The sequence below is a fragment of the Oxalicibacterium faecigallinarum genome (genome assembly GCF_014635705.1).
GTDB classification, from domain to species: domain Bacteria; phylum Pseudomonadota; class Gammaproteobacteria; order Burkholderiales; family Burkholderiaceae_D; genus Oxalicibacterium; species Oxalicibacterium faecigallinarum.
Map to the genome: position 1 here is coordinate 898,935 of NZ_BMDI01000001.1, position 25,107 is coordinate 924,041.

The 25,107-nt window shown below is 54.0% G+C and carries 23 protein-coding genes and 1 tRNA gene; 5 read left to right on the top strand and 19 right to left on the bottom strand.

Annotated elements, in window-relative coordinates; translation table 11 throughout:
- Positions 1 to 31: 31 nt before the first annotated feature.
- Together tig and IEV29_RS04325 are read right to left on the bottom strand one after the other, a co-directional pair.
- Positions 32 to 1,381: a trigger factor gene (tig, locus tag IEV29_RS04320; protein ID WP_188380015.1), complete on the bottom strand. Its 1,350-nt coding sequence runs from the start codon at positions 1,379 to 1,381 to the stop codon at positions 32 to 34.
- A 29-nt stretch (positions 1,382 to 1,410) separates the two neighbouring features.
- Positions 1,411 to 1,497, bottom strand: a tRNA-Leu gene (locus IEV29_RS04325).
- Positions 1,498 to 1,759: 262 nt separating this feature from the next.
- On the opposite strand from IEV29_RS04325, the gene hpnC reads away from it, so the two are divergent.
- The 3 genes from hpnC (at position 1,760) to hpnE (ending at position 4,848) form a co-directional block, all read left to right on the top strand.
- Entirely contained in the window at positions 1,760 to 2,578 is an 819-nt protein-coding gene (gene hpnC, locus IEV29_RS04330) for a squalene synthase HpnC (RefSeq protein WP_188380016.1), read from the top strand.
- A gap of 85 nt (positions 2,579 to 2,663) precedes the next feature.
- Positions 2,664 to 3,497 carry a presqualene diphosphate synthase HpnD gene (gene hpnD, locus IEV29_RS04335; RefSeq protein WP_188380017.1) on the top strand — a complete coding sequence of 278 codons (834 nt, stop codon included), beginning with the start codon at positions 2,664 to 2,666 and terminating at the stop codon, positions 3,495 to 3,497.
- A 25-nt stretch (positions 3,498 to 3,522) separates the two neighbouring features.
- On the top strand, positions 3,523 to 4,848 hold the full coding sequence (gene hpnE, locus IEV29_RS04340; protein WP_188380018.1) for a hydroxysqualene dehydroxylase HpnE: 1,326 nt from the start codon (positions 3,523 to 3,525) through the stop codon (positions 4,846 to 4,848).
- A gap of 28 nt (positions 4,849 to 4,876) precedes the next feature.
- On the opposite strand, the gene radA is transcribed toward hpnE, so the two are convergent.
- On the bottom strand, positions 4,877 to 6,250 hold the full coding sequence (gene radA / locus IEV29_RS04345; protein ID WP_188380019.1) for a DNA repair protein RadA: 1,374 nt from the start codon (positions 6,248 to 6,250) through the stop codon (positions 4,877 to 4,879).
- A gap of 11 nt (positions 6,251 to 6,261) precedes the next feature.
- Entirely contained in the window at positions 6,262 to 7,344 is a 1,083-nt protein-coding gene (alr, locus tag IEV29_RS04350; RefSeq protein ID WP_188380020.1) for an alanine racemase, read from the bottom strand.
- 145 nt (positions 7,345 to 7,489) lie between these two features.
- Here alr and lplT point away from each other — a divergent pair, with 145 nt between their 5' ends.
- The gene (gene lplT, locus IEV29_RS04355) at positions 7,490 to 8,749 is read left to right on the top strand and encodes a lysophospholipid transporter LplT (protein WP_188380021.1); all 1,260 of its coding nucleotides are present in this window, start codon (positions 7,490 to 7,492) and stop codon (positions 8,747 to 8,749) included.
- A gap of 2 nt (positions 8,750 to 8,751) precedes the next feature.
- Here lplT and IEV29_RS04360 read toward each other — a convergent pair whose 3' ends face one another.
- From IEV29_RS04360 to tsaB, 4 genes are read right to left on the bottom strand one after another with little or no spacing between them, the layout of a single operon-like run.
- Positions 8,752 to 9,723: a DUF1853 family protein gene (locus tag IEV29_RS04360; protein WP_229726229.1), complete on the bottom strand. Its 972-nt coding sequence runs from the start codon at positions 9,721 to 9,723 to the stop codon at positions 8,752 to 8,754.
- 1 nt (position 9,724) lies between these two features.
- Positions 9,725 to 10,534 (bottom strand): uracil-DNA glycosylase, encoded by an 810-nt coding sequence (locus tag IEV29_RS04365; protein WP_188380022.1) that lies wholly within the window; start codon positions 10,532 to 10,534, stop codon positions 9,725 to 9,727.
- Positions 10,531 to 11,028 (bottom strand): ribosomal protein S18-alanine N-acetyltransferase, encoded by a 498-nt coding sequence (gene rimI / locus IEV29_RS04370; RefSeq protein ID WP_188380023.1) that lies wholly within the window; start codon positions 11,026 to 11,028, stop codon positions 10,531 to 10,533. Before rimI ends, IEV29_RS04365 begins: the two co-directional genes overlap by 4 nt.
- Positions 11,025 to 11,723 (bottom strand): tRNA (adenosine(37)-N6)-threonylcarbamoyltransferase complex dimerization subunit type 1 TsaB, encoded by a 699-nt coding sequence (gene tsaB, locus IEV29_RS04375; protein ID WP_188380024.1) that lies wholly within the window; start codon positions 11,721 to 11,723, stop codon positions 11,025 to 11,027. Before tsaB ends, rimI begins: the two co-directional genes overlap by 4 nt.
- Positions 11,724 to 11,819: 96 nt before the next feature.
- Between tsaB and IEV29_RS04380 the strand changes: the two genes are divergently transcribed.
- A complete protein-coding gene (locus tag IEV29_RS04380; RefSeq protein WP_188380025.1) occupies positions 11,820 to 12,239 on the top strand; it encodes a thioredoxin family protein in 420 nt (139 codons plus the stop codon).
- Positions 12,240 to 12,304: 65 nt separating this feature from the next.
- Here the strand turns inward: IEV29_RS04380 and IEV29_RS04385 are convergent, their stop codons facing one another.
- The 11 genes from IEV29_RS04385 to sdhA all read right to left on the bottom strand — a co-directional run bounded on the left by IEV29_RS04385 (position 12,305) and on the right by sdhA (position 25,107).
- Entirely contained in the window at positions 12,305 to 12,508 is a 204-nt protein-coding gene (locus IEV29_RS04385; RefSeq protein WP_188380026.1) for a cold-shock protein, read from the bottom strand.
- A 232-nt stretch (positions 12,509 to 12,740) separates the two neighbouring features.
- Positions 12,741 to 13,418 (bottom strand): hypothetical protein, encoded by a 678-nt coding sequence (locus tag IEV29_RS04390; RefSeq protein WP_229726230.1) that lies wholly within the window; start codon positions 13,416 to 13,418, stop codon positions 12,741 to 12,743.
- Between the two features lie 43 nt (positions 13,419 to 13,461).
- Positions 13,462 to 14,553, bottom strand: a complete 1,092-nt coding sequence (gene zapE / locus IEV29_RS04395) for a cell division protein ZapE (RefSeq protein WP_188381072.1) — start codon at positions 14,551 to 14,553, stop codon at positions 13,462 to 13,464.
- Between the two features lie 117 nt (positions 14,554 to 14,670).
- Positions 14,671 to 15,075 carry a hypothetical protein gene (locus IEV29_RS04400; RefSeq protein WP_188380028.1) on the bottom strand — a complete coding sequence of 135 codons (405 nt, stop codon included), beginning with the start codon at positions 15,073 to 15,075 and terminating at the stop codon, positions 14,671 to 14,673.
- A 9-nt stretch (positions 15,076 to 15,084) separates the two neighbouring features.
- On the bottom strand, positions 15,085 to 16,512 hold the full coding sequence (gene lpdA, locus IEV29_RS04405; RefSeq protein ID WP_188380029.1) for a dihydrolipoyl dehydrogenase: 1,428 nt from the start codon (positions 16,510 to 16,512) through the stop codon (positions 15,085 to 15,087).
- Between the two features lie 50 nt (positions 16,513 to 16,562).
- Positions 16,563 to 17,825, bottom strand: coding sequence for a 2-oxoglutarate dehydrogenase complex dihydrolipoyllysine-residue succinyltransferase (odhB, locus tag IEV29_RS04410; protein ID WP_188380030.1), 1,263 nt, complete (start codon positions 17,823 to 17,825; stop codon positions 16,563 to 16,565).
- A 60-nt stretch (positions 17,826 to 17,885) separates the two neighbouring features.
- A complete protein-coding gene (locus IEV29_RS04415) occupies positions 17,886 to 20,744 on the bottom strand; it encodes a 2-oxoglutarate dehydrogenase E1 component (RefSeq protein ID WP_188380031.1) in 2,859 nt (952 codons plus the stop codon).
- A gap of 200 nt (positions 20,745 to 20,944) precedes the next feature.
- Positions 20,945 to 22,240, bottom strand: a complete 1,296-nt coding sequence (gene gltA / locus IEV29_RS04420; protein WP_188380032.1) for a citrate synthase — start codon at positions 22,238 to 22,240, stop codon at positions 20,945 to 20,947.
- Between the two features lie 64 nt (positions 22,241 to 22,304).
- Positions 22,305 to 22,574 (bottom strand): succinate dehydrogenase assembly factor 2, encoded by a 270-nt coding sequence (locus IEV29_RS04425; RefSeq protein ID WP_188380033.1) that lies wholly within the window; start codon positions 22,572 to 22,574, stop codon positions 22,305 to 22,307.
- A 33-nt stretch (positions 22,575 to 22,607) separates the two neighbouring features.
- Entirely contained in the window at positions 22,608 to 23,318 is a 711-nt protein-coding gene (locus tag IEV29_RS04430) for a succinate dehydrogenase iron-sulfur subunit (RefSeq protein WP_188380034.1), read from the bottom strand.
- A gap of 10 nt (positions 23,319 to 23,328) precedes the next feature.
- A complete protein-coding gene (gene sdhA / locus IEV29_RS04435) occupies positions 23,329 to 25,107 on the bottom strand; it encodes a succinate dehydrogenase flavoprotein subunit (protein ID WP_188380035.1) in 1,779 nt (592 codons plus the stop codon).

Sequence of the window (25,107 nt, forward strand, 5' to 3'; positions counted from 1 at the left end):
TGTGCTTTCCTCAGGAGACGCACAAGGGTGATTAACCCTGTGGTGCGTTATTGCTCATCAATTCGTCGAAGGCAACCGACTTCTCGGCAACCTTGGCTTTGCCAAGCACGTAATTGACGACGTTTTCTTCCAATACAAGAGCTTCCACCTCAGCCAGACGGCTGCGATCGCTGAAATAGTACTTCAGAACTTGCTGCGGGTCTTCGTAGCTTTGCGCAAATTCCTCAACCTGCGCCTTGACCTGTTCTGGCTTGGCTTGCAGTTCATTGGCTTTCACGACTTCCGCCAGGATCAGGCCCAGACGAACGCGACGCTCCGCTTGTTCGGTGAACAACTCACGTGGGAAAGGCGTGTCGGAAACTTTCATGCCGCGTTGCTGCATGTCCTGACGGGTCATTTCCATCAAGCGCTCGACGTCCTGATCGATCAGCGCTTTCGGCACATCCAGTTCGCTGATCTTGATCAACGCATCCATGACGCTTTCTTTGGTACGGGCTTTGACGCGATTGCTGACTTCGCGTTGCAAATTGACCTTGATGTCTTCGCGCATTTTGCCCAGATCGCCGTCTGGAATACCGAGCGACTTGGCAAATTCCGCATCAACTTCCGGCAGGTGTGCCCACTCGATCTGCTTCAGGGTAATCGTGAATTCAGCCGTTTTGCCAGCGACGTCCGCACCGTGGTAATCAGCCGGGAACGACAACGGAAAGGTTTTGGATTCGCCCACTTTCAAACCGATGGTGCCGGCTTCAAATTCAGCCAGCATGCGGCCTTCGCCCAATACAAATGCGTAGTCGTCCGCTTTACCGCCCTGGAATTCAACGCCATCGATCGTACCAACGAAATCGATCGTCACACGATCGCCATTCTGCGCGGTCAGATCGGAACCACCATCGCCGTGCGCGCTCTGCTCGCCTTTGACGTGGTAATGCACACGCTGCTTGCGCAGGATGTCGATGGTCTTGTCGATTTCGGCGTCGCTGACTTCTGCAACGGTTTTCTCAACATCGGCTGTTGCCAGGTCGCCGACCTTGATTTCCGGATAGATTTCAAACGTCGCGTTGAATGCGACGGTGCCTTCAGCCACGTCATCCGACTTGGGCTCGATACGCGGGAAGCCTGCGACACGCAGGTTGTTTTCGGTAGCCGCATCGTTGAATGCCTTGCCGACTTTGTCATTCAGCACATCGTTTTCGATTTGGTAGCCGTATTGTGCAGCAACCATTTTCATCGGCACTTTGCCTGGGCGGAAACCAGGTGCCTTGGCCTTGCGTGCTTGCACCTTGAGGCGTTTTTCGACTTCAGCCTGAATATCGGCGGTCGGCACGGTGATCGTGATACGGCGTTCGAGTTTGTCCAGAGTTTCGACTGCAGTTGCCATGTGTTTTGTCCAAAAAATAAAGAATTCTGTGGTGCGAGGAGGGGGACTCGAACCCCCACACCATTGCTGGCGTCAGGACCTAAACCTGGTGCGTCTACCAATTTCGCCATCCTCGCAGGATGTGCTTGCAGCGTTATAAAAAGCAAAAGGCGACCGCGAAGTGAAAATGGGGTCGCCCGGACTACTTTTTGATCGGCTGCTCGACTTCAGCCCGCGATTTTAACGGATTTTGCCTATCTTGCGCTTATTTTTGACAACTTGACCATGATGCCTGTCCCTGCCATGACGAAATTGCAAGCGTGCCGCCATTTTCATTTACCATGCGTACTCGATCATCCGAGCTTTCTTTCCACCGCCGCCCGGCAGCCCTGCCTTCCCATGTCCGTTGATCACTACGAAAATTTTCCCGTCGCATCCATTCTTCTTCCCGCAAGATTACGTGCACCGGTACAAGTCATCTATGCCTTTGCCCGCAGCGCAGACGATCTGGCCGATGAAGGTGACGCATCGCCTGCGGAACGCCTGCAAGCGCTCGACGCCTATCAACAAGAGTTGAGACGCATTGCGGAAGGAAGAACGCCGGAAACAAGGCTATTCCGGGATCTGGCTGCTGTTATTGCGGATTACCGGTTACCTTTGCAACCCTTTCACGATCTGCTATCTGCGTTTAGCCAGGATGTCGTGACAACGCGTTACGAGAGCTATCCACGTTTGCTTGATTACTGCCGCCGTTCCGCCGATCCGGTTGGCATCCTGATGCTTCATCTTTATGGTGCAGCGACAGAAGATAACCTCCGTGACTCGCATGCGATTTGCTCCGCCTTGCAGCTAACCAACTTCTGGCAGGATGTGGCGATCGACTGGGCCAAGGCACGTATTTATCTGCCAAACGACGATCGCATGCAATTTGGGGTCAGCGAACAGCAGATTGCAGCGCGAACCACGGATGCCGCTTGGCAAAAGCTGATGCGCTTTGAAGTGGATCGCGCACGCGCTCTGCTCCTTTCGGGTGCCCCGCTCGCAACCCGATTACCGGGACGCGTTGGCTGGGAACTGCGACTTGTCGTGCAAGGCGGGTTGCGTATCCTGGAAAAAATTGAAGCCGTCGATTACGACGTTTTTCATCGCCGCCCTACACTAGGCAAGCTTGACTGGTTTCTATTGGCCGCGCGCGCATGGCGTATGCGTCGATATTAATGTCGTCTCGCCTTTACTTTATTTGTCCTGCGCGACGTAGTCGGCTAGCATAGCGGATTGTTTTCGCCCGAAGCGCGTCCATCTTATGTCACCTGACGAATACTGCCAGCAAAAAGCAGCCCAAAGCGGTTCGAGCTTTTATTACAGCTTCCTGTTTCTTTCTCCGGAGAGACGCCGTGCCATCACGGCACTCTACGCATTTTGTCGCGAAGTTGATGACACGGTCGATGAGTGCACGGATGTGTCCATTGCGCGCGCCAAACTGGCTTGGTGGCGCACAGAAATCGGCACCATGGTCAACGGCACGCCCACGCATCCTGTCACCAAGGCTTTGCAACCTCATCTAGACGTCTATTCACTGGAAGTGACCCATCTGCTGGCGATCATTGATGGCATGGAAATGGATCTGGACCAGACACGCTATCTGGACTTCGCCGGCCTGCGCAAATATTGCTGGCATGTCGCCAGTGTGGTCGGGATTCTTTCCGCCAAGATTTTTGGTGTAACCAACATCCGCACGCTTGAATACGCAGAAAAACTGGGACTCGCATTTCAACTCACCAACATCATCCGTGACGTGGGTGAAGACGCACGCAAGGGTCGCATCTATCTGCCCATCAATGAGTTGCAGCAATTCAATGTAACAGCGGCCGATATTCTCAATGCGCGCCATACCGAAGATTTTGAAAAGCTGATGCAGTTTCAAGCCGAGCGTGCACAACACTGCTATGACGAGGCCCTGTCGATTCTGCCCAAAGAGGATCGCCGCGCACAGCGTCCGGGCCTGATCATGGCATCGATCTATCGCGCCTTGCTCAACGAAATTCAGCGCGATGGATTCCATGTGTTGAATCAACGCATCTCGCTGACGCCTATCCGCAAACTGTGGCTGGCGTGGATCACCTACATCCGCGGTTGATGATGGTGTCTGCTGCCCTCGCTGCATGAAAACGCATACATCGATTGCAGTAATTGGCGGTGGCTGGGCTGGTTGCACCGCTGCCGTGGAACTCGCCGATGCCGGCTTTCACATCACCTTGTTCGAATCATCACGCACGCTGGGTGGACGCGCCCGCGCTGTCAGCATCCATGACCAGCTTCTCGACAACGGCCAGCATATTCTGCTCGGTGCTTATGCCGACACCCTCGCTCAGCTGCGCAAAGTCGGCGTCGATCCCGAATCTGCCCTGCTTCGTCTGCCCTTGCAAATGCGTTACCCGGCAGGATGCGACGGCATGGATTTCCTTGCGCCGCGTTTACCTGCGCCGCTGCACATGCTGGTTGCCCTGTTCCGCGCAAGCGGCCTGGCGCGCGATGACAAAATGGCGCTGGCACGCTTCAGCACCAGCGCACGCTGGATGGACTGGCAGCTCAACGAAGACTGTGACGTCCTCACCTTGCTGGAACGTTTTGATCAGACCGAGCGCCTGATCAGATTGCTATGGCGCCCATTGTGTATTGCCGCTATCAATACACCGATCGAGCAAGCATCGGCGCAAGTATTCCTCAACGTGCTACGCGACAGCCTGGGTGCCAAAAAACGTACCGCATCGGACATGCTGCTGCCACGCATCGATCTGAGCAGTCTGTATCCGGAACGCGCCGCGGCATACGTGCAAAATCTGGGCGGCAAGGTCACCACCGCTTGCAGCATCAAAAACATCCAGAAGACAGACGATGGATGGGCACTACAAAAAAGTATCGGCGAGACACAAACGTTCGATGGGATCGTACTCGCCACCTCGCCTTCGATCGCGTCTGGGTTGCTGCAATCGATCGACGATATCCCCATTCCGGCAATGACGTTTGAACCCATTACAACCTGTTATTTGCAGTACACGGAAGAGACAAGCCTCGCGCAACCTATGTTTGCCTTGCTCGATGATCCAGCCATCGGCCATTGGGGCCAGTTTGTTTTTGATCGCGGCCAACTGCAGGATGACAACAAAGGCCTGTTGGCTGTCGTCATCAGCACGGCGAACGCCGCGACCGACCTGACACATAGCGAATTAATACAGGCAGTTGCCGCACAGCTTGCCGACGCGCTGCAGCAACCACAACTGGCACAGCCACTCTGGGGACAGGTCATCACGGAAAAACGCGCCACGTTCTCCTGTACACCATCGCTGCAACGTGCTGAGGAAAAAACAGCGTATGCAAGCTTTGCACTTGCAGGTGATTACTTGAACGGCCCTTACCCGGCGACGATTGAATCTGCAGTGCGCAGCGGCAAAAAAGCTGCGGCATTACTGACCAAGCATTTCGCCTGAGCATCGCCGCCAAACGAAATGAATGACCTTATTCAAATTCTCGAATGCGGTTGATCGCCTCGTCAATACGTTCGACACCCACGACTTTCAAGCCTTCGATTTTCTGTTTGGGCGCATTTGATTTGGGAATCAGCGCGAGAGAAAAGCCCAGCTTGGCTGCCTCGCGCAAACGCTCCTGACCACGTGGTGCAGGACGAATTTCACCCGCCAGACCAACCTCGCCAAAGACCACCAGACCGCGTGGTAACGGCTTACTGCGCATCGACGACTGAATCGCCAGCAGAACGGCAAGATCAGCTGCCGGCTCGGTTATCTTGACGCCACCCACCGCGTTGATGAACACATCCTGATCATAGGCCGCGACACCTGCATGTCGATGCATGACCGCCAATAGCATTGCCAGACGATTCTGTTCCAGACCAACGGATAAGCGTCTTGCGTTTGGCAAAGGCGAAGAATCGACCAGCGCCTGAATTTCGACCAGAAGCGGCCGTGTTCCTTCCTGCGTGACTATCACGCAGGAACCGGGAACAGGATTGTCATGCTGCGACAAAAACAGTGCAGAAGGATTGGAAACTCCCTTCAATCCTTTTTCTGTCATCGCAAACACACCGAGTTCGTTGACGGCACCAAAACGATTCTTGATCGCCCGTACCAGACGGAAACTGGAATGGGTATCGCCTTCAAAGTACAGAACGGTATCCACGATATGCTCCAGCACACGTGGTCCGGCCAGCGCCCCTTCCTTGGTCACATGACCGACCATGATGATCGTCACGCCACTTTGTTTCGCCACACGCGTCAATTGCGCTGCGCATTCGCGCACCTGCGCCACCGAGCCTGGTGCCGAACTCAAGGCGTCGGAATACATGGTCTGGATCGAGTCGATCACGGCAACATCTGGCTTGTGCTCGGCGAGCGTTCCCAGGATTTTTTCCAGTTGAATCTCTGCCTGCAGCTTGAGCTCTTTGGCATCCACAGCCAGACGTTTGGCTCGCAGGGCAATCTGTGCGCCGGACTCTTCACCGCTGACATAGAGCACCTTCTTCAGTTTGGAAAGATTTGCCAGTGCCTGCAGCAGCAAGGTCGACTTGCCAATACCTGGATCGCCACCGATCAGGACGACGCCGCCAGATACAAGCCCTCCGCCCAGTACGCGATCAAACTCTTCAATGCCCGTACCAAATCTCGGCACATCAATGGCTTCAATGTCAGCCAGACTCAGCACGGGCGCACTTTGTGCCAGCCCCTGATGTTGATTGGAAAAACGATTGTTGGCACCTGTCTCGATCACGGTTTCCACCAGCGTGTTCCAGGCTGAGCACGCCGGACATTGGCCCGTCCACTTACTCGTGACACCACCGCATTCCGTGCAGGTGTAATTCGTTTTAACCTTGGCCATGCTCTGTTTTCTTATCCGTTTACTTCAATCATGCGAACACGTGGTGCTACCGCACACATAAGCTCATATCCAACCGTACCGGCGGCACTGGCAACGTCATCGATTGGCAAGCCGTCCCCCCACAAGGTCACGCTGCTGCCAACTTTCGCGTTCTGCAGGTGTGTCAAATCGACCGTAATCATATCCATCGAGACGCGCCCCACCATACGTGTCTTGATGCCATCCACGAGAACAGGCGTGCCGGTTGGTGCGTGGCGTGGATAACCGTCGGCATAACCACATGCAACAACGCCAATAGTCATCGGGCTTTCCGCAACAAAGCGGCTGCCGTAGCCAACCGCGTCACCCCGGGCGATATGCTGGATACCAATGATTTCGCTGCGTAACGTCATCGCCGGTTGCAAACCAAAGGAGGCAGCGGTTTGCGGTGACGGCGTCGCACCGTATAACATGATGCCGGGGCGTACCCAGTCCGCCGCGCAATCGGCATGCAATAAATCAGCTGCCGAATTGGACAGGCAACGCTCGCCCTCCAAACCTTGCGTTGCCATCTGAAAACGATGCATCTGCTCGCTCAATGGCAAGGCAGGATTGAATGCATCATCGGCATTGGCAAAATGCGTAAGAAAAGAGATATTGCGAACATACGGCAAGGAACGCAGTCTTTCATACACATCGCGGCAAATTGCCGGAATGAAGCCCAAACGATTCATTCCGGAATTGATTTTCAGGTGTACATCGACCTGCTCAGCCAGCTCAGCGCGCTCCAGCAGTACCAGCTGTTCCATCGAATGCACGACAATATCGATGTGATGGGCGGCGGCGGCATGCAGGTCTGCAGCGTCGAAGCAACCTTCCAGCAACAGGATACGCTTGCTCCAGCCTAATTCACGCAGGGCAAGCGCCGCCTCGGGCTCAATCAGCCCCAGGCCATCTGCCTTGGAAAACCCGCGTATCGCGCGTTCCAGGCCATGTCCGTAGGCATTGGCTTTGACGATCGCCCAGATCTTTGCGTGGGGCGCATGTGCCTTTGCAACGTCGAGATTATGTTGGAGTGCAGCGATATCGACAGTGGCAACAAGCGGTCTTGGCATGGATTAATCAAAAACGTAGTCAATCAGTCAAGCGTGTATTTTACCGGACACGCCGCTGGCTCGCGGCAACGGTTGTCATATTTCGCCTACCCTTTATATGGTATAAAGCAGAACAGAGACAAAGCTTAAAAATAAGATCGATCCAATGAATCGCGGTTTTTACACCATCATGGCGGCGCAGTTTTTTTCTTCGCTCGCCGACAATGCTCTCCTCATAGCGGCAATCGCCTTATTAACGGTCATGGAGTCACCGGAATGGATGACGCCATTACTGAAGCTTTTCTTCGTCCTTTCCTATGTGCTGCTCGCCGCTTTTGTGGGCGCTTTTGCTGATGCTCTGCCCAAAGGTCGTGTCATGTTCATCACGAACCTGATCAAGATCGCCGGCTGCACCATGATGTTCTTCCATGTTCACCCTTTGCTGGCTTACGCAGTGGTGGGTTTTGGCGCGGCTGCCTATTCGCCCGCCAAATACGGCATCCTGACCGAACTACTGCCCGCTGAAAAACTGGTTGCCGCCAACGGCTGGATTGAAGGCCTGACCGTTTCATCGATCATTCTCGGCACTGTCATGGGGGGCGCCCTCGTCAATCCCAAGGTCGCTGCCTACTTGTTGTCCTTTGACGGCTTTCACATGATCGGCATTGATACGCCGGCAGAAGCGGCGCTATGCATCATTTCGCTTGCGTATGTACTGGCAGCGCTTTTCAATCTGAAGATTCCGGACACCGGCGCACGTTATGCACATCAGGAACGCAATCCGATCAAGTTGATTGTCGATTTCGCAGGCTGCTTCAAGACGCTCTGGAAAGATCGTTTAGGCCAGATCTCGCTGGCTGTGACTACGCTGTTCTGGGGTGCCGGCGCAACCTTGCAATTCATTGTGCTGAAGTGGGCAGAAAGCTCACTCGGCATGCCGCTCGACAAGGCTGCAATCTTGCAAGGTATCGTCGCTGTTGGCGTTGCACTTGGCGCCGTCGCTGCCGCCCGCTTCGTGCCGTTGAAAAAATCGCTGACTGTCATGCCGCTCGGCGTCATCATGGGATTCGTGGTTTTGGCCATGACCATGGTCGACTCGATCTGGTATGCATATCCACTGCTCGTCATCATCGGTGCGCTGTCCGGCTACTTCGTCGTGCCGATGAACGCCTTGCTGCAACATCGTGGCCACGTTCTGATGAGCGCAGGTCACTCCATTGCGGTACAGAATTTCAACGAAAATCTGTCTGTGCTGACGATGCTGATGATCTATGCCCTGATGGTGAAGATCGATCTCAACATCAATATCGTGATCGGCATGTTTGGCCTGTTTGTTTCCGGCATCATGTATCTGATCATGCGCAGACATGCGGCAAACCAACGTCAGCATGACTCGCTCTCACTGATCGGCGAAGCAAAGCATTGATCTCAGCTCTGCTGGCGACTTAGTCCAATGCGTTGACCGGCGCGTGTGCGCCAGTCGTCCGGCACAATAAAACCTCGCTCGACTTCCAGCGCTTCGTTCCCCCTGACTTCCATAAGGGCGACCATCACCGGCATCGTCTCATCGATGAAATGTGCCTGCAGCATGTCTGCCAATGCGTCGGCTGACAGCACATGATCCAATGACATCCGTGCTGGTGCCAGCCAGGCCAGCCTGTGAAGAACGGCAAAACGCATGCTATCAATATCAGCTCTCGCAAACAAATCGGAACTCGTGGCCCAGAATCCACGGCAATGAGCTGCATTCAATCCGTCCAAAGTCTGCTCGGAATCCCCATCCTTGTAGAACAACCAGCCTTTGACCAATGCCTGTGCTGTTGCAACAGGCTCGGGTAATAAGGCTTGCGCGGCAGGATGCCGTGAAAGATGCAATTGGCGCGCAAAGATCTTGTTCATTTTTGCACCGAGCGTATCCGCCAGATTCGGACCGACAAAGTAATCGGCATCGTGACCGGCTCCGCTGGATTCCAGCAGATAAAATTTGGTCGCAAACTCCCAATGCACCAGCGCATCGTTCAACCGTAGCAGAAAATCGAACTCGCCTATCGTGCTATTTTTATCCGCACGTACCTGCAAACCATGCTGAACCAGCAGGCCTTCCTCACGCAGGTAGAACGCCATCAGTGCTTCTGCATAACGGCCCAATCTGGTGAAAGGGTTGATTTCGAGAGAAGCCAGCAATGGTGCCGGCTGTTGATCAAGTGCAGTGAGAAACGTATTGATATCCCGCGAGCCGGTTACCTGATTGAGCGTTGCAATCTGCCCATGCCATTGACTGGCATCCTGATCAAGTAAATCTGGTGCATCGAGCAACCACGCCAGACTGCGTACATGCGGATGAGTGAGATGACTCCAGCGCTGATGGAATTCACGTTGGAAATTGTGCGAAACAAACACGCTAGTCAGCTGTTTCGAAAGAACGCATTGCCAGGCACAGGTCGGCCCACGTCTTTCCCTTGTCAGCAAGGTTTCGCAAGAGATAGGCAGGATGATAGGTAACGATCACCGGCTTGTCACCGTAGCGATGCACCGATCCGCGCAGACGGCTGACAGGCGTTGCCGGATCCAGCTTTAATAATGACAGTGCGGCCGTCTTGCCCAGTGCAACGATGACCGTCGGATCGATCAGGGCAATCTGCCGTTCGAGGTACGGCATGCAAGCCGTCGCTTCATCCAGTGCAGGTGGACGATCTTTGCGGTTGCCATCAGTCGGACGGCATTTGACGATATTTGCGATGTAGGTGTTCTCGCCACGCTTAAGCCCCATCGCTCCCATCATGTTATCGAGCAGCTTGCCCGCCGGGCCGACAAATGGCTCACCCTGAATATCTTCATTCCGACCCGGGCCCTCGCCGACAAACAACCAGCGCGCCTTCTGGTCTCCCGTGCCAAAAACAGTCTGTGTACGACTATGACACAGGGTACATTGCCGGCATCCACTCACGGCAGATTGCAGTTGCAGCCAATCCATGTGCTGTACAGAGGCATCGACCGAAACGCGTGGCGTAACCTGAACGGATTGCTCTTGTACCGCGTCGGCGGTCGGGATCAATGCCGTCGCCGGCACGCTCGGCACAGGCTGAACCTGTTCCAAAGCGGGCGCTTCTTGAAACTCGCTCACGGTGCCCGAAACGATATCGCGTCGGGACCAGATCGGCCCCAAGCCCATTTCCTGCAGGAAAGCAAAACGGCGTGCGGGATCCGTCATAGCATCAGCTTCATGACGATTGCATCTTCGCGCGTGTTATTCGGTGCCGGATAATACCCTTTGCGGATTCCGATACGGTCAAAACCATAACGCACATAAATCTTGGCCGCACGCTCATTGGAAGGACGCACTTCCAGCAACATCGACTCCAGTTTGTTATCGACGGCGATTGAACGCGCTTTGTCCAGCAACAGCAAACCGATACCTTTTCCCTGCAAATTGCGATGCACGCTGATATTCAGCAAATGCGCATCATCCACCAGCAGCATCAACAGAAAATAGCCATACATTGTGCCGCGACCATCACGCAGCACCCAGGTTTCATACTCACTGCGGATGGAATCCACAAAATTGCCATGTGTCCACGGGAAAGGGTACAAGTCATTTTCAATCGCCAGCACATCATCGATATCCGACAGCTGCATACGATAGAAGAAGAGCCCATGTGCCGAAGCCGGCTCGTGCAAGCGGATAGGACTTGGAACAGAACTCATGCTGCCGTACGCTCCGCTTTTTCCTGCCGCTCCCGTGTTGTAAGTGCCACCTTATTACGCAGATACAACGGCTCGGCATGTGCAGCATCAACAATCTGCCCATTTGCAAAAGCGCGAGCTCCCAGCACAGCAAGCTGGGCTGCGTGCGGCATCAGATCCTGCCAGACGGGCGAGTAATAAGGCTTATCCTTGAAGTCTGCGGCATAAGCGCGCAATCCATTGCCACATGCAGTCACCTCACGCACCGGAATCACATCAGATGGCGCAGACAAAGTCGGCGGCACAACGATCTGCCATTCCTGCTCGTACCGGTATTGCGCCCAGTAGACCTCGCCCATACGTGCATCCATCACGGCCAGCACATCCGATGCACCGCTCTTCTCCCGGCAAGCATGCGCCAGCGCCAGCAAGGTCACCAGAGGAATTACCGGACGCTGCGCACCAAACGCCAAACCTTGTGCAATCCCGCATGCGGTGCGCACACCCGTGAACGAACCGGGCCCTGCGCCATAGGCGATCGCATCACAATCCTTGAGCGTAATGTGCGCCTCTTGCAGCAAGCTCTGCACCATGGGCAAAATCGTCTGCGAATGCGTCGTCACGCCATCCACTTCACGAAAAATAAGCGTATCGCGGTGCAAAAGTGCTGCCGAGGCGCGTTCTGCAGAGGTTTCGATGGCGAGAATCGTAGACATAAGTCGTATTTTACCGTGTGCCGCCAGGCTTCGTAATGCCAGTCCACGCCTTATTTGCAATTCGCACGCTGAACAACAAGCAGCTAAAATAGCGGCATGCCAAGCCTCATTCTTGAAGAAAACAATCGCAACGATCTGCTGCAAAAGATGCGCGATGACACGTGGGTCGTTGCCTGTCTGTGTGCAGCATGGTGCGATGTCTGCACCTCTTACCGTGCCGGCTTTGATGCACTTGCCAGCGAACATGCGGACAAGCTGTTCGTCTGGATCGATATCGAGGATCGTGCCGATTTGATCGGTGATTTTGATGTCGAGAATTTCCCGACCATTTTGATACAGCGCGGTGACGAAGTAGCCTTTTACGGCACGACGCTGCCAGATCCACGTATTGCACTGCGTCTTCTCAATGCACATGCAGACAGCACGGCAGAACAACGCGCCGCACAATCGGTCAGCAATCCGGACTATCGGGCATGGCAGGAAGAACGTAATCTGCGACGCACGTTATCTGCCTGAGAACAGGCGACCAGAAACAAAAAAGCCCCGGCATGCCGGGGCTTTTGCTTTGAATTCGATTCAGCTTAGATTGCTTGAATGTTCGAAGCTTGTTTGCCTTTAGGACCCGAAGTCACTTCAAAGGAAACACGTTGGTTCTCTTGCAGAGATTTGAAGCCGGTCGACTGAATTGCCGAGAAGTGTGCGAACAGATCTTCGCCGCCTTCGTCAGGGGTGATAAAGCCGAAACCCTTCGAATCATTGAACCATTTTACGATGCCAGTTGCCATTACTATTCCTAATTTCAGTTAAATGGGCTTACGCCCGTGGATCGTTTCAACCAAGATAGAAATGACAGACATACTGCACCACCAACTCGAATCTCCACGATAGCTGATTATAACCGGATAAAAATAAAAAAGTTAAATTTCCGTTTAGCTTCTCGTGCCGTTGTTATTCACCAAAGAATCGGTACTAAAACGGTGCATTACTGTTGCCAAACGCAACACACATGTCTGATTGTCATTTGACAGGCTGCTCTGCCGCCCGCTCCGCCTTGCGACGTGCCACTTCCTTCTGACGCTCTTCCGACTCTCGGACCTTTTCTTCGTAGCGTTCCACATTCTGTGCGCGCTGCTTGGCGTTGCTTTCCTCAGCGGCCCTGCGCTGACGCTCACGTTCCGCACGTTCGGCATTTCTGTCCGCGACATCCTGTGCACGTGCCGCACGCTGCGCATCCGACAAACCGGATTCGCGAGGCATATCGTTGATTTGCGGAACCGGGACGCTAGTATTGCCTTTTGCCCGTGCTTCACGTGCCTTGGCACTTTCTTCCAGGCGCTGATCGCGCTCACTGACACGCGCATGACGAATGTAGGAATTGGCTTCCAGCTCGATCGGACGCACCGCCTGCAGGCTCTCATAATGTCTCTCCTTTGCCTTGTTCAAACAGGCATTGGTAAAGAATTTGGGATAACAAGCCTGCTTTTCAGCCGCATAGCGCGCATCGATCTTCTGGCGACTTTCGCCCACATCCTTGATAGCCTGATTGGCTGTCTCTCCGGACTGAATTGAACCCGACGGATAGCGCTGTACAACCGCCGTCACCGTATAAGACGTAATCGACGCATCCACCTCCGTGGATTGCGCCCACCCTTGCGAAACTGGCAGAAAGAGCGACACCAGCAGTACTTTTTTCAAACAAAATTTCATGTCACCAACCATATATGCCTATAACGGCTTATCAAATTACACCACTATGACGGCGCTCTGCTTCCATGTATTCATCTGACTGCATCTCGATCAGACGCGACAGCGTACGCTGAAACTCCATCGACAAGGCACCCACGGTGTACAACTCTTCCATAGGCACTGCAGCCGATATCAACAACTTGATCTTGTGATCGTAAAGTACATCAATCAACCAGATGAAGCGCCGTGCCTCCGAAGACATCGATGCCGAGATCGCGGGAACATCCGACAGAATCAGCGTATGAAAGCGTGTCGCCAGCTCCAGATAGTCGTTCTGGGAACGTGGGCCGCCGCATAAGGTCTGGAAATCAAACCATATTACACCGCCGGCACGACGCACGGCACGTACTTCGCGACCTTCAATATTGATCACCGGCTCTTCGTCCGCTACCTCTGCGATGCGCATAAACGCAGCAAGCAAGGCAGATGATGCCCTTTCATCGAGTGGCGCATGATACGCCTCTACCTGACTCAATGCGCGCTTTCGATAATCCAGACCACCATCGACATTCATGATGTCGAGCTTTTCCTTGAGCAAGGCGATTGCCGGCAACACGCGATCTCGATGCAAGCCATCCGGATACAAGGTGTCCGGTTCGAAATTGGACGTGACCACAAAGGAAACGCCATGTGCGAACAGGGCCTTGAGCAGGTTATAGAGAATCATCGCATCAGCAATGTCCGTCACATGAAATTCGTCAAAGCAGATCAGACGATATTTTTTCGCCACGCGTTTGGCAACTTCTTCCAGTGGATCCGCAATATTCTTCAACTCATCGAGTTGACGATGCACGCTACGCATGAATTCATGGAAATGCACGCGCGTCTTCTTTTCCAGCGGGACGACAGAGTAAAAACTGTCCATCAGAAATGATTTTCCGCGCCCGACGCCGCCCCACATATACAAACCACGTGGGACCGGCGGATCACGCAGTATGCGCATCAATACATTTTGACGCCTGGCGTTGAACGCCACCCATTCATCGTAGGCTTGCTGCAGACGTTGAACCGCACGCCGTTGTGCATCGTCAGCGGTAAAACCACGTTCGGACAAGGCATGCTCGTAAAACTCAGCCACATTCATGGCCATCGACTCCTCCAAGTATTCTTTTCTATTTCGCAAATCTGCGCTTGGCTTGCGATGCAACAGGCAAAAAAACGGGCGAGACATTGCTCGCCCATTTGTTTCACACGCGCGGCCTTACAGTCTGTTCATGTTGACAATGACGCGCGACGGGTAATAACCGCCGCTGGAGCTGATCGGTACGCGAAATCCCAAGCCCAAGCCGACAGCACCCGTGCCGCCTCCCAGACCGACACCGACATTGGATCCCGAACCGCCACTAATTGGCGGCAAACGCACTTCCGAAGTCCGATAACCTGCCCGATTGCAGACGACCCGTAGCTCGCCGCTTGCACGACCAATCGATAATGTCGTTGGGGTGACGATGTTCCAGCTTTGCGCATTATTCAACACCGTACAGCTAGCGCCACCGAATTCCTGGCCGTTTTCGGCAGATGCAATATATACCTGACCGTTATTCGGGCCTGTACTTGCACAACCGATCAACAGGAAGGAAAAAACCAATCCGGCGTAGCGCCACATGAATGACTCCTAAAAATTTAAAGCCCGCTTATCCACCGCCAGCGCCGCTTCCTTGACGGCTTCTGACAACGAAGGATGTGCATGACAAATACGTGCAATATCTTCTGAGGATGCGCGGAATTCCATCGCCACCACTGCTTCCGAAATCAGCTCGGATGCAGTCGGACCAATGATATGCACACCAAGAATTTCATCCGATCTGGCATCTGCGATAAATTTCACGAAGCCCGTCGTATCGCCCAGTGCCCGTGCACGACCATTGGCAAGAAAAGGGAATGTACCGGTTTTATACTCAACCTTCGCTTCTTTCAACTGCTGCTCGGTTTTGCCAACCCATGCAATCTCGGGAGAAGTATAAATGACCCATGGAATGGTGTTGAAGTTCACGTGACCATGCTGTCCGGCAATACGTTCAGCTACCGCAACGCCCTCTTCCTCGGATTTATGTGCAAGCATCGGACCGCGTACGACATCCCCCACAGCCCACACATTAGGAAGGTTTGTTTTGCAGTGATCATCGACTGCGATGAACCCACGGTCATCCAGCTTCAAGCCAACTTCTTGGGTATTCAAGCCATTTGTATTCGGTACACGACCAATTGACACGATCAGGCGATCAAACTGCGCTTTCTGTGTTGTTCCCTTGCTATCCGAGTAATGAATGGTGACATCTTGTTTACCTACTGTGATGGCACCGATCTTTACACCGAGCTCGATATCCAGCCCCTGTTTGGCAAACAGCTTGCCTGCCTCTGTAGCCACCTGCGTGTCCGCGGCACCCAGCAACGCAGGTAATGCCTCAAGGATTTTGACTTCGGCACCGAGACGCCGCCAGACACTCCCCATTTCCAGTCCGATGACGCCAGCGCCGATGATACCCAAGCGCTTCGGTACCTCCGACATCGCCAACGCCCCGGTGTTCGACAACACGAGTTTTTCATCAAACGGTGTGTCCGGCAGGGCACGTGGCACCGACCCGGTGGCGATGATCACGTGCCTGGCAATGACCGTTTCTTCCGTCGCACCCGTAATGCGGACCGTGTGTCCCTCTCCTTCCGGCTTTGCAAATGCGCCACGACCGTGAAAAAACGTAACCTTGTTCTTTTTGAACAAATACAGAATGCCATCGTTATTCTGTTTCACCACCGTGTTCTTACGTGCCAGCATGGCTTTCAGATTCAGCGATAGCGATTTCATCTCGATGCCATGATCAGCAAACGCGTGACCGGCATGATCGAAATACTCCGAAGATTGCAGCAATGCTTTTGAGGGAATACAGCCGACGTTGGTACACGTGCCGCCGGGCGCGGGGCCACCTTTCTCGTTCTTCCAATCGTCGATGCATGCAACAGACAAACCGAGTTGCGCGGCGCGAATGGCAGCCACGTAGCCGCCTGGCCCTGCACCGATCACAACGACATCAAAATTCTTTGACATACCTAGACTCCTGAACGAGACGCCTCATCAAAAGGCGTCTCTTATCGTTATCAGAGATCGAGCAGCAGACGTGCAGGATCTTCAAGCGCCTCTTTCATCGCTACCAATCCAAGCACCGCTTCGCGGCCATCAATAATGCGATGGTCGTAAGACAATGCGAGGTAGTTCATCGGGCGAATCACGATCTGACCATTCTCCACAACCGCACGATCCTTGGTGGCATGAATACCGAGGATTGCAGACTGTGGCGGATTGATGATCGGCGTCGACAACATGGAGCCGAAGATGCCGCCATTGGAAATCGAGAATGTACCGCCGGTCAGGTCGTCCAGAGTCAATTTGCCATCCTTCGCCTTGGCACCGAATTCACCGATTTTCTTCTCGATCTCTGCGATCGACATCTGGTCGGCATCACGCAAAATCGGCACGACCAAGCCACGCGGCGAACCAACGGCGATACCAATATCAAAATAACCGTGATACACGATGTCATTGCCATCGACTGATGCATTGATGATCGGATACTTCTTCAAGGCAGCGACGGCAGCCTTGACGAAGAACGACATGAAGCCCAGCTTGACCCCATGTTCCTTCTCGAACTTGTCGCGATACTTGCTACGCAAGTCGATAACGGGCTGCATGTTGACTTCATTGAAGGTTGTCAGAATCGCGTTACTTTGCTGCGATTGCAACAAGCGTTCCGCGACCCGTGCGCGCAGACGACTCATGGGCACACGTTCTTCCGGACGATTCAACAACGCCGGGTTAACCGGCACTGGCACTTGCGGCAGGCTTGGTTTTGCTGCCGGCGCGGCCGCTTCCGCAGACGCTGCAGGTTTTTTCTCCAGCTGATTGATTACGTCACCTTTGGTCACGCGGCCATCCTTGCCCGAGCCCTGCACGTCGCCGGCCGACAGATTGTTCTCCGACAGCATTTTGGCGGCTGCTGGCATGGCGACGCCGGCAGACGACTTCGCTTCGATCGGACGCGAAGAAACCGGCTCCTCGGCCGGTTTGGCGGCAGGTTCATCTTTCTTCTCGGCAGGCGCCGCGGATTTTTCTGCTGGCGAGCCTTCGGTATCAATCAGGGCAATGACTTCGCCCGCGGTTACCGTCGCGCTGTCTTCCTTGAGAAGCTGCTTGATTACGCCCGCAGCCGGTGCTGGCAATTCCAGCACAACCTTGTCCGTTTCGATGTCGATCAGATTCTCATCGCGAGCAACTGCCTCGCCGACTTTTTTATGCCACTGCAAAAGCGTCGCTTCTGCCACCGATTCCGACAACTGCGGAACTTTCACCTCTAAAATTGCCATGTAACTCTCCGTTTCGGGTTGTTCATGCAGCAAGCCGGCATCCAGCTTGCTGCAGGGTCTTTATTTGGTTTGTACAAAGCCTTTCAGCTTGGTAAAAGCCGCTTCAATCAATGCTTTCTGTTGTGCGTAATGTTTGTCGTAATAACCGACAGCAGGCGACGCGCTGGCAGGACGACCGGCATAGGCCAGCTTCTGTCCTTCCGCCATGTTTTCCAGAATGTTGTGCTGAATCTGGAACCATGCACCCTGATTTTGGGGCTCGTCCTGTGCCCACACCATCTCGGTCACGTTCGGGAACTTGCGCAATTCGGCCGCAAACGATTTGTGCGGGAATGGATAAAGCTGCTCGACTCGAATGATCGCAACGTCGTACTGGTTACGCTCTTTGCGTGCGGCCACCAGATCGTAATAAACACGACCGGAACACGCGATGATGCGTTTGACTTTTTTCGGGTCGACTTTTTCATCGATCTCACCGATCACAGTCTGGAACGAGCCTTTTGCCAATTCAGACAAGGGCGAACCAGCATCCTTGTTACGCAGCAGCGATTTCGGCGTCAGGATAACCAGCGGCTTACGGAACAAGCGAATCATCTGGCGACGCAGCAAGTGAAAAATCTGCGCTGCAGTCGTCGGCTGCACCACTTGCATATTGTTGTCCGCACACAGTTGCAGGAAACGCTCGGGACGTGCCGAAGAGTGCTCCGGCCCCTGACCTTCGTAACCATGCGGCAGCATCATGACGAGACCGGAAACACGCCCCCACTTCACTTCACCGGAACTAATGAACTGGTCGATCACAACCTGTGCACCGTTGACGAAATCACCGAACTGCGCCTCCCAGATCACCAACGTATTGGGTTCAGCCGTCGAATAACCGTACTCGAAAGCCAGCACCGCTTCTTCCGACAACACGGAATCGATCACACGGAACCACGCCTGTTGGTCCGATACGTTCTGCAACGGGCAATAGGTACCGGCGTCCCAACGCTCGCGATTTTGATCATGCAGAATCGCATGACGGTGCACGAACGTGCCGCGACCGGAATCCTGTCCGGTCAGACGAACGGCGTAACCGGAACTGACCAGCGAGGCATACGCCAAATGTTCAGCCATGCCCCAATCGAGATTCATCTCACCCTTGCCCATGGCACGGCGATCTTCCAGCACCTTCTCTACCAGAGGGTGAACCTTGAAGTTTTCCGGCAAGGTCACGACACGTTCGGACAAGCGCTTGAGCTCCGTGATCGGAACGGCAGTATCCGCCGCATCCGTCCATTTACGATTCAGGAATGGCAGCCAGTCGACCGCATACTTGCTCTTGAAGTTGGAGATGACAGGATCAATCGTGTGCTTGCCGGCATCCATAGCCTCGCGATAAGCCTTGACCAGATCTTCGCCACCCTCATCCGAAATCGCACCTTGTGCCAGCAGCTTGTCGGCATACAACTTGCGCGTTCCCGGCAGCTGGGCGATGCGTTTGTACATCAACGGCTGCGTCAGCGCCGGCGTATCCTGTTCGTTATGGCCGAGTTTGCGATAACAGATGATGTCGACCACGATGTCCTTGCGGAATTCGAGACGGTAATCCAGTGCAATCTGTGCGGCAAGAACGACGGCTTCAGGATCGTCGCCGTTGACGTGCAACACGGGCGCCTCAATCATTTTTGCCACGTCCGAGCAGTACAGCGTGGAACGCGAATCCCGCGGATCCGACGTGGTAAAACCAATCTGGTTATTGATGATGATATGGACCGTACCGCCAGTACCATAACCACGCGTCTGTGCCAGATTCAACGTTTCCATCACGACGCCCTGACCAGCAAACGCCGCGTCACCATGGATCAGGACCGGCAGCACCTGCTGCGACGGATCATTCTGACCACGACGCTCGATACGTGCGCGCACCGATCCTTCAACCACGGGATTCACAATCTCGAGGTGAGATGGATTGAAGGCGAGCGAAATGTGAACCGGCCCACCCGGCGTGCTGATATCCGATGAAAAGCCCTGGTGATACTTGACGTCACCCGATGGCAGATCGTCGCCATGACGTCCCTCAAATTCAGCAAACAGTTCCTGCGGGGTCTTGCCGAGAATATTGACCAGCACGTTGAGGCGACCACGATGGGCCATGCCGATCACGATTTCCTGTACGCCTTTTTCGCCCCCACGCTGAATCACTTCATCCAGGGCAGCGATAAAGCTTTCACTACCTTCCAGCGAGAAACGTTTTTGTCCAACGTATTTGGTATGCAAATAGCGTTCGAGACCTTCGGCGGCCGTCAGACGCTCAAGGATGTGTTTTTTCTTTTCGATGCTGAACACAGGTTGCGAGCGAATCGATTCGAATTTTTCCTGCAGCCATAGCTTTGGCTTCGGATCACTGATGTACATGAACTCCGGCCCGATCGAGCGGCAATACGTATCACGCAGTGCATTCAACAGATCGCGCAGCGACGCATTTTCGGTACCGAAATAGGTATTGCTGATATTGAACACGATATCCATGTCCGCATCGGTAAAACCATAGTAAGTCGGTTCCAGTTGCGGAATCGATGGACGTTCCTGCCGCTGCAAAGGATCAAGATTGGCCCAGTTGTTGCCCAGCACACGATAGGCGGCAATCAGCTGTGCGACCGCCACGCGCTTGCGCTCCATTTCTGGATCGGCCGCTGCAGTGACAGTACGGATCGGTCCGTGCTTGGCACGTTCCGCAAAAGAGGCGATAACGGATGCATGCGCCACGTCAGGGCGCGCTGAACCATCAACGGCGGGAATGTGTTGCATGGCGTCGAAATAGGCACGCCAGTTGTCGGGCACGGAGCCCGGATTGTCGAGATAAGCCTCGTACAGTTCTTCAACGTACGGAGCATTCCCTCCAAACAGATAAGAATTGGAGATCGACTGCTGCATCATCTGTTGCTCACCTTTCTTCGCGTTTCGCGAGATTAGCGGGTTATTCAACCTTCCGCGGCACGGCCTGACCGGTTAGCGGATTGCACATCAAGTTGTGGGGAAGGACTAATTACATATTTCTTGCTTGTTACGATTACAAAAGCTTAACTGCAAATCGGGCAGCGTGCCTGACACCACCCTTACTTTGTCATCAATTACATTTATTTCGAGACGTCGCGGTGTTGTTCGCCAATGTACAACTGACGTGGACGACCGATTTTTTGCTCAGGATCGGAAATCATTTCGTTCCACTGAGCAACCCAGCCAACGGTACGCGCCATGGCAAAGATGCCCGTGAACAACTGAACCGGAATGCCCAGCGCAGATTGCACAATACCCGAATAGAAATCGACGTTTGGATAGAGACGACGCGACACAAAGTATTCGTCTTCCAGCGCAATGCGCTCAAGCTCCATTGCAAGCTTGAACAACGGATCGTTTTTCAAGCCAAGCTCTTCCAGCACCTCGTAGCAGGTTTCGCGCATCAGTTTGGCACGTGGATCGAAGTTTTTATAAACGCGGTGACCAAAACCCATCAGTTTGAATCCGGAGTTCTTGTCCTTGGCCTTTTCCAGGTATTCCGGGATCCGTTCAACCGTGCCGATTTCGCGCAGCATGTTCAAAGCTGCTTCGTTCGCACCACCGTGCGCCGGTCCCCACAGGCAAGCAATCCCCGCCGCAATACAGCCAAATGGATTGGCGCCAGACGAACCTGCCAGACGCACGGTCGATGTTGAGGCGTTTTGTTCATGATCTGCGTGCAGTAACAAAATGCGATCCAGTGCACGAACCAGCACATCATTGATGCGATATTGTTCGGCTGGTGTCGAGAACATCATGTGCATGAAGTTTGCCGTGTACGACAAATCATTACGCGGATAAACAAATGGATGACCAACCGAATACTTGTAAGACATCGCGACCAGGGTCGGCATTTTTGCGATCAGACGAATCGCCGACAACTCACGATGGTGCACATCGCTGATATCCAGCGCATCGTGATAGAACGAAGCGAGAGCACCCACCGTACCAACCAGCACCGACATCGGATGCGCATCGCGACGGAAACCGCGGAAGAAAAACTGCATCTGTTCGTGCAGCATCGTGTGCTTCTTGACGGTGCCGACAAAATCGTTTTTCTGTGATTCGTTCGGTAGATCGCCCTTGAGCAGCAGATGACTGATGTCCATGAAATCATTGTTCATGGCCAGTTGCTCGATCGGATAACCGCGGTACAGCAGTTCGCCCTTATCACCATCGATGTAGGTGATCGTGGAATCGCAAGACGCCGTGGACATGAAGCCCGGGTCATAACTGAATTTGCCGGTGCTACCGTAAAGCTTGCGGATATCGATGACATCCGGCCCCAGACTTCCCTTGTAGATCGGCAGCTCCACCGATGGCGAGCCGTCGGAAAACGACAGCGTGGCTTTGGTGTCAGATTGTGCTTGTGGCATAGCTCTTCCTTCTAGTAACAAGGGTCGATTTCAAGGAAATCACAAAATCAAAATGCGGTCGGTGTCATGCCGCACGCATTTTTTCCAGCAGTGCATGCACGTGCGGCAGATCGAGAGATTCTTCCGGTTCGTTACGTGCAAGCAGCAGATTCAGTAAATCGTTGTCCGGCAATTCCATCAAGATGGAAAATGCCTCGACTTCCTCATCGCTCAGCGTTTCCTCGAATGCATCGAGAAAACGTGTAACGATCAGGTCGTTTTCCAGCAGGCCACGGCGACCGCGCCAGCGCAGTCGCGCGCGTTTCACAGGATCGGCTTGGTGAGACACTGACATCGTCGCTCCTGTTCACATGCAGAAAGGTCGCGACTATACAGTACGTCGGACCATCAGTTCCTTGATTTTGCCAATTGCCTTGGTTGGATTCAGTCCTTTCGGGCAGACATCCACACAATTCATGATCGTATGGCAGCGGAACAATCGATAAGGATCTTCCAGATTATCGAGTCGCGCACCCGTCGCATGATCACGGCTGTCGGCAATGAATCGATATGCCTGCAGCAACCCCGCCGGTCCGACGAACTTGTCCGGGTTCCACCAGAACGATGGACAGGATGTCGAGCAGCATGCGCACAGTATACATTCGTACAGACCATCCAGCTCTTCCCGCTCTGCCGGCGACTGCAAGCGTTCCTTCTCAGGCGGAATTGTATCGTTAATCAGATAAGGTTTGATCGAATCGTATTGTTTGAAGAACTGCGTCATGTCGACGATCAGATCACGGATCACCGGCAAACCCGGCAACGGGCGCAAAACGATCGGTTCGGTCAACTCGTTGAGATTGGTCGTACAGGCCAATCCGTTCTTGCCGTTGATGTTCATCGCATCGGAACCGCACACACCCTCGCGGCAGGAGCGTCGCAGCGCGAGCGAGTCATCAACCGATGCCTTGATGCGTTGCAAGGCGTCGAGCAGCATTTTGTCATGATCCTGCAATTCCACCGTCACATCCTGCATGTACGGTTTGGCGTCCTTGTCAGGGTCATAGCGATAGATCTGAAGTCTGAGCGTACGTGCCATGTTCTGACCTTTAGAAAGTACGTGGTTTCGGCTTGAATGTGTCCACCGTCAGCGGCTGGGTCACGACCGGTTTGTAGTCGAGACGATTACCCTCCGAGTAATACAGGGTGTGTTTCATCCAGTTGTCATCATCGCGCTTTTCATAGTCGCGATGGGCGTGTGCACCACGCGATTCCTTGCGCGCCGCCGCCGAAATAATGGTTGCCTTGGCGGTCTCGATCAGATTATCGAGTTCCAGCGCTTCAATACGTGCGGTATTGAAGACACGCGATTTATCCTTGTACGAGACGTGCTTGCGGCGTTCATCAAGCTCCATGATTTTCTTGACGCCACCTTGCAGCAATTCGTCTGTCCGGAACACACCGCAGTGATGCTGCATCGTCGATCGGATTGCATTGGCGACATCCTGCACGCGCTCGCTTCCCGTGCTGCTTTCCAGCCGAGACAAACGCGACAATGCCATGTCTGCCGCATCCGCTGGCAATGGCTTGTGCTGACGTTTGCGCAGATTGCTGCCTACAATGTGATTCCCTGCCGCACGACCGAACACGATCAGATCGAGCAAGGAATTGGTCCCCAGGCGATTGGCACCATGAACGGAAACGCACGCACATTCACCGATTGCATACAGCCCGTTGACCACATGGTTCGGGTTGCCATTGCGCGGTTCGACCACCTGGCCGTGGATATTGGTTGGAATACCGCCCATCTGATAGTGAATGGTCGGCACCACCGGAATCGGTTCACGGGTTGCATCAACGTTGGCAAATTTGTGCGCAATCTCCAGAATCGAAGGCAGGCGTTTGCGAATCGTGTCAGCACCGATATGACGCAAGTCCAGCATCACATGATCCTTGTTCGGGCCGACGCCCCGCCCCTCCTTGATTTCCTGATCCATGGAGCGCGAAACAAAGTCCCGCGGCGCCAGATCCTTGAGGGTCGGCGCATAACGTTCCATGAAACGTTCGCCCTGGCTGTTCACCAGAATGCCGCCTTCACCACGCACACCTTCGGTAATCAGCACACCTGCACCAGCCACACCCGTCGGGTGAAATTGCCAGAACTCCATATCCTCCAGCGGCAATCCTGCACGCGCTGCCATACCGATGCCGTCACCGGTATTGATGAAGGCATTGGTCGATGCTGCCCAGATACGACCAGCGCCGCCGGTGGCAAACAGGGTCGTCTTCGCTTCCAGCATCATGACATTACCGGTTTCCATTTCCAGCGCCACGACACCAATGACATCGCCTTCTGCATCGCGCATCAGATCGATGGCCATCCATTCGACATAGAAATGCGTTCTGGCGCGCATGTTGCGCTGGTACAGCGTATGCAGCAAGGCATGTCCGGTACGATCTGCCGCCGCGCACGCGCGCTGCACTGGCTTCTCACCAAAGTTTGCCGTATGCCCACCGAAAGGACGTTGATAAATCGTTCCGTCAAGATTGCGATCGAACGGCAGGCCGAAATGCTCGAGCTCGTACACAACTTTTGGTGCTTCACGACACATGAATTCGATCGCATCCTGATCGCCCAGATAATCCGATCCTTTGACGGTATCGAACATGTGCCAGTACCAGTTATCTTCCGCCATGTTGCCCAGCGATGCACCGATACCACCCTGCGCAGCAACCGTATGCGAGCGTGTCGGGAAAACCTTGGACAGGACGGCGACATTCAGTCCAGCCTCCGCCAGTTGCAAAGATGCACGCATGCCGGAGCCGCCGGCACCGACGATCACCGCGTCAAAGTGACGGGTCGGAATCGATGTTTTGATTGCAGCCAA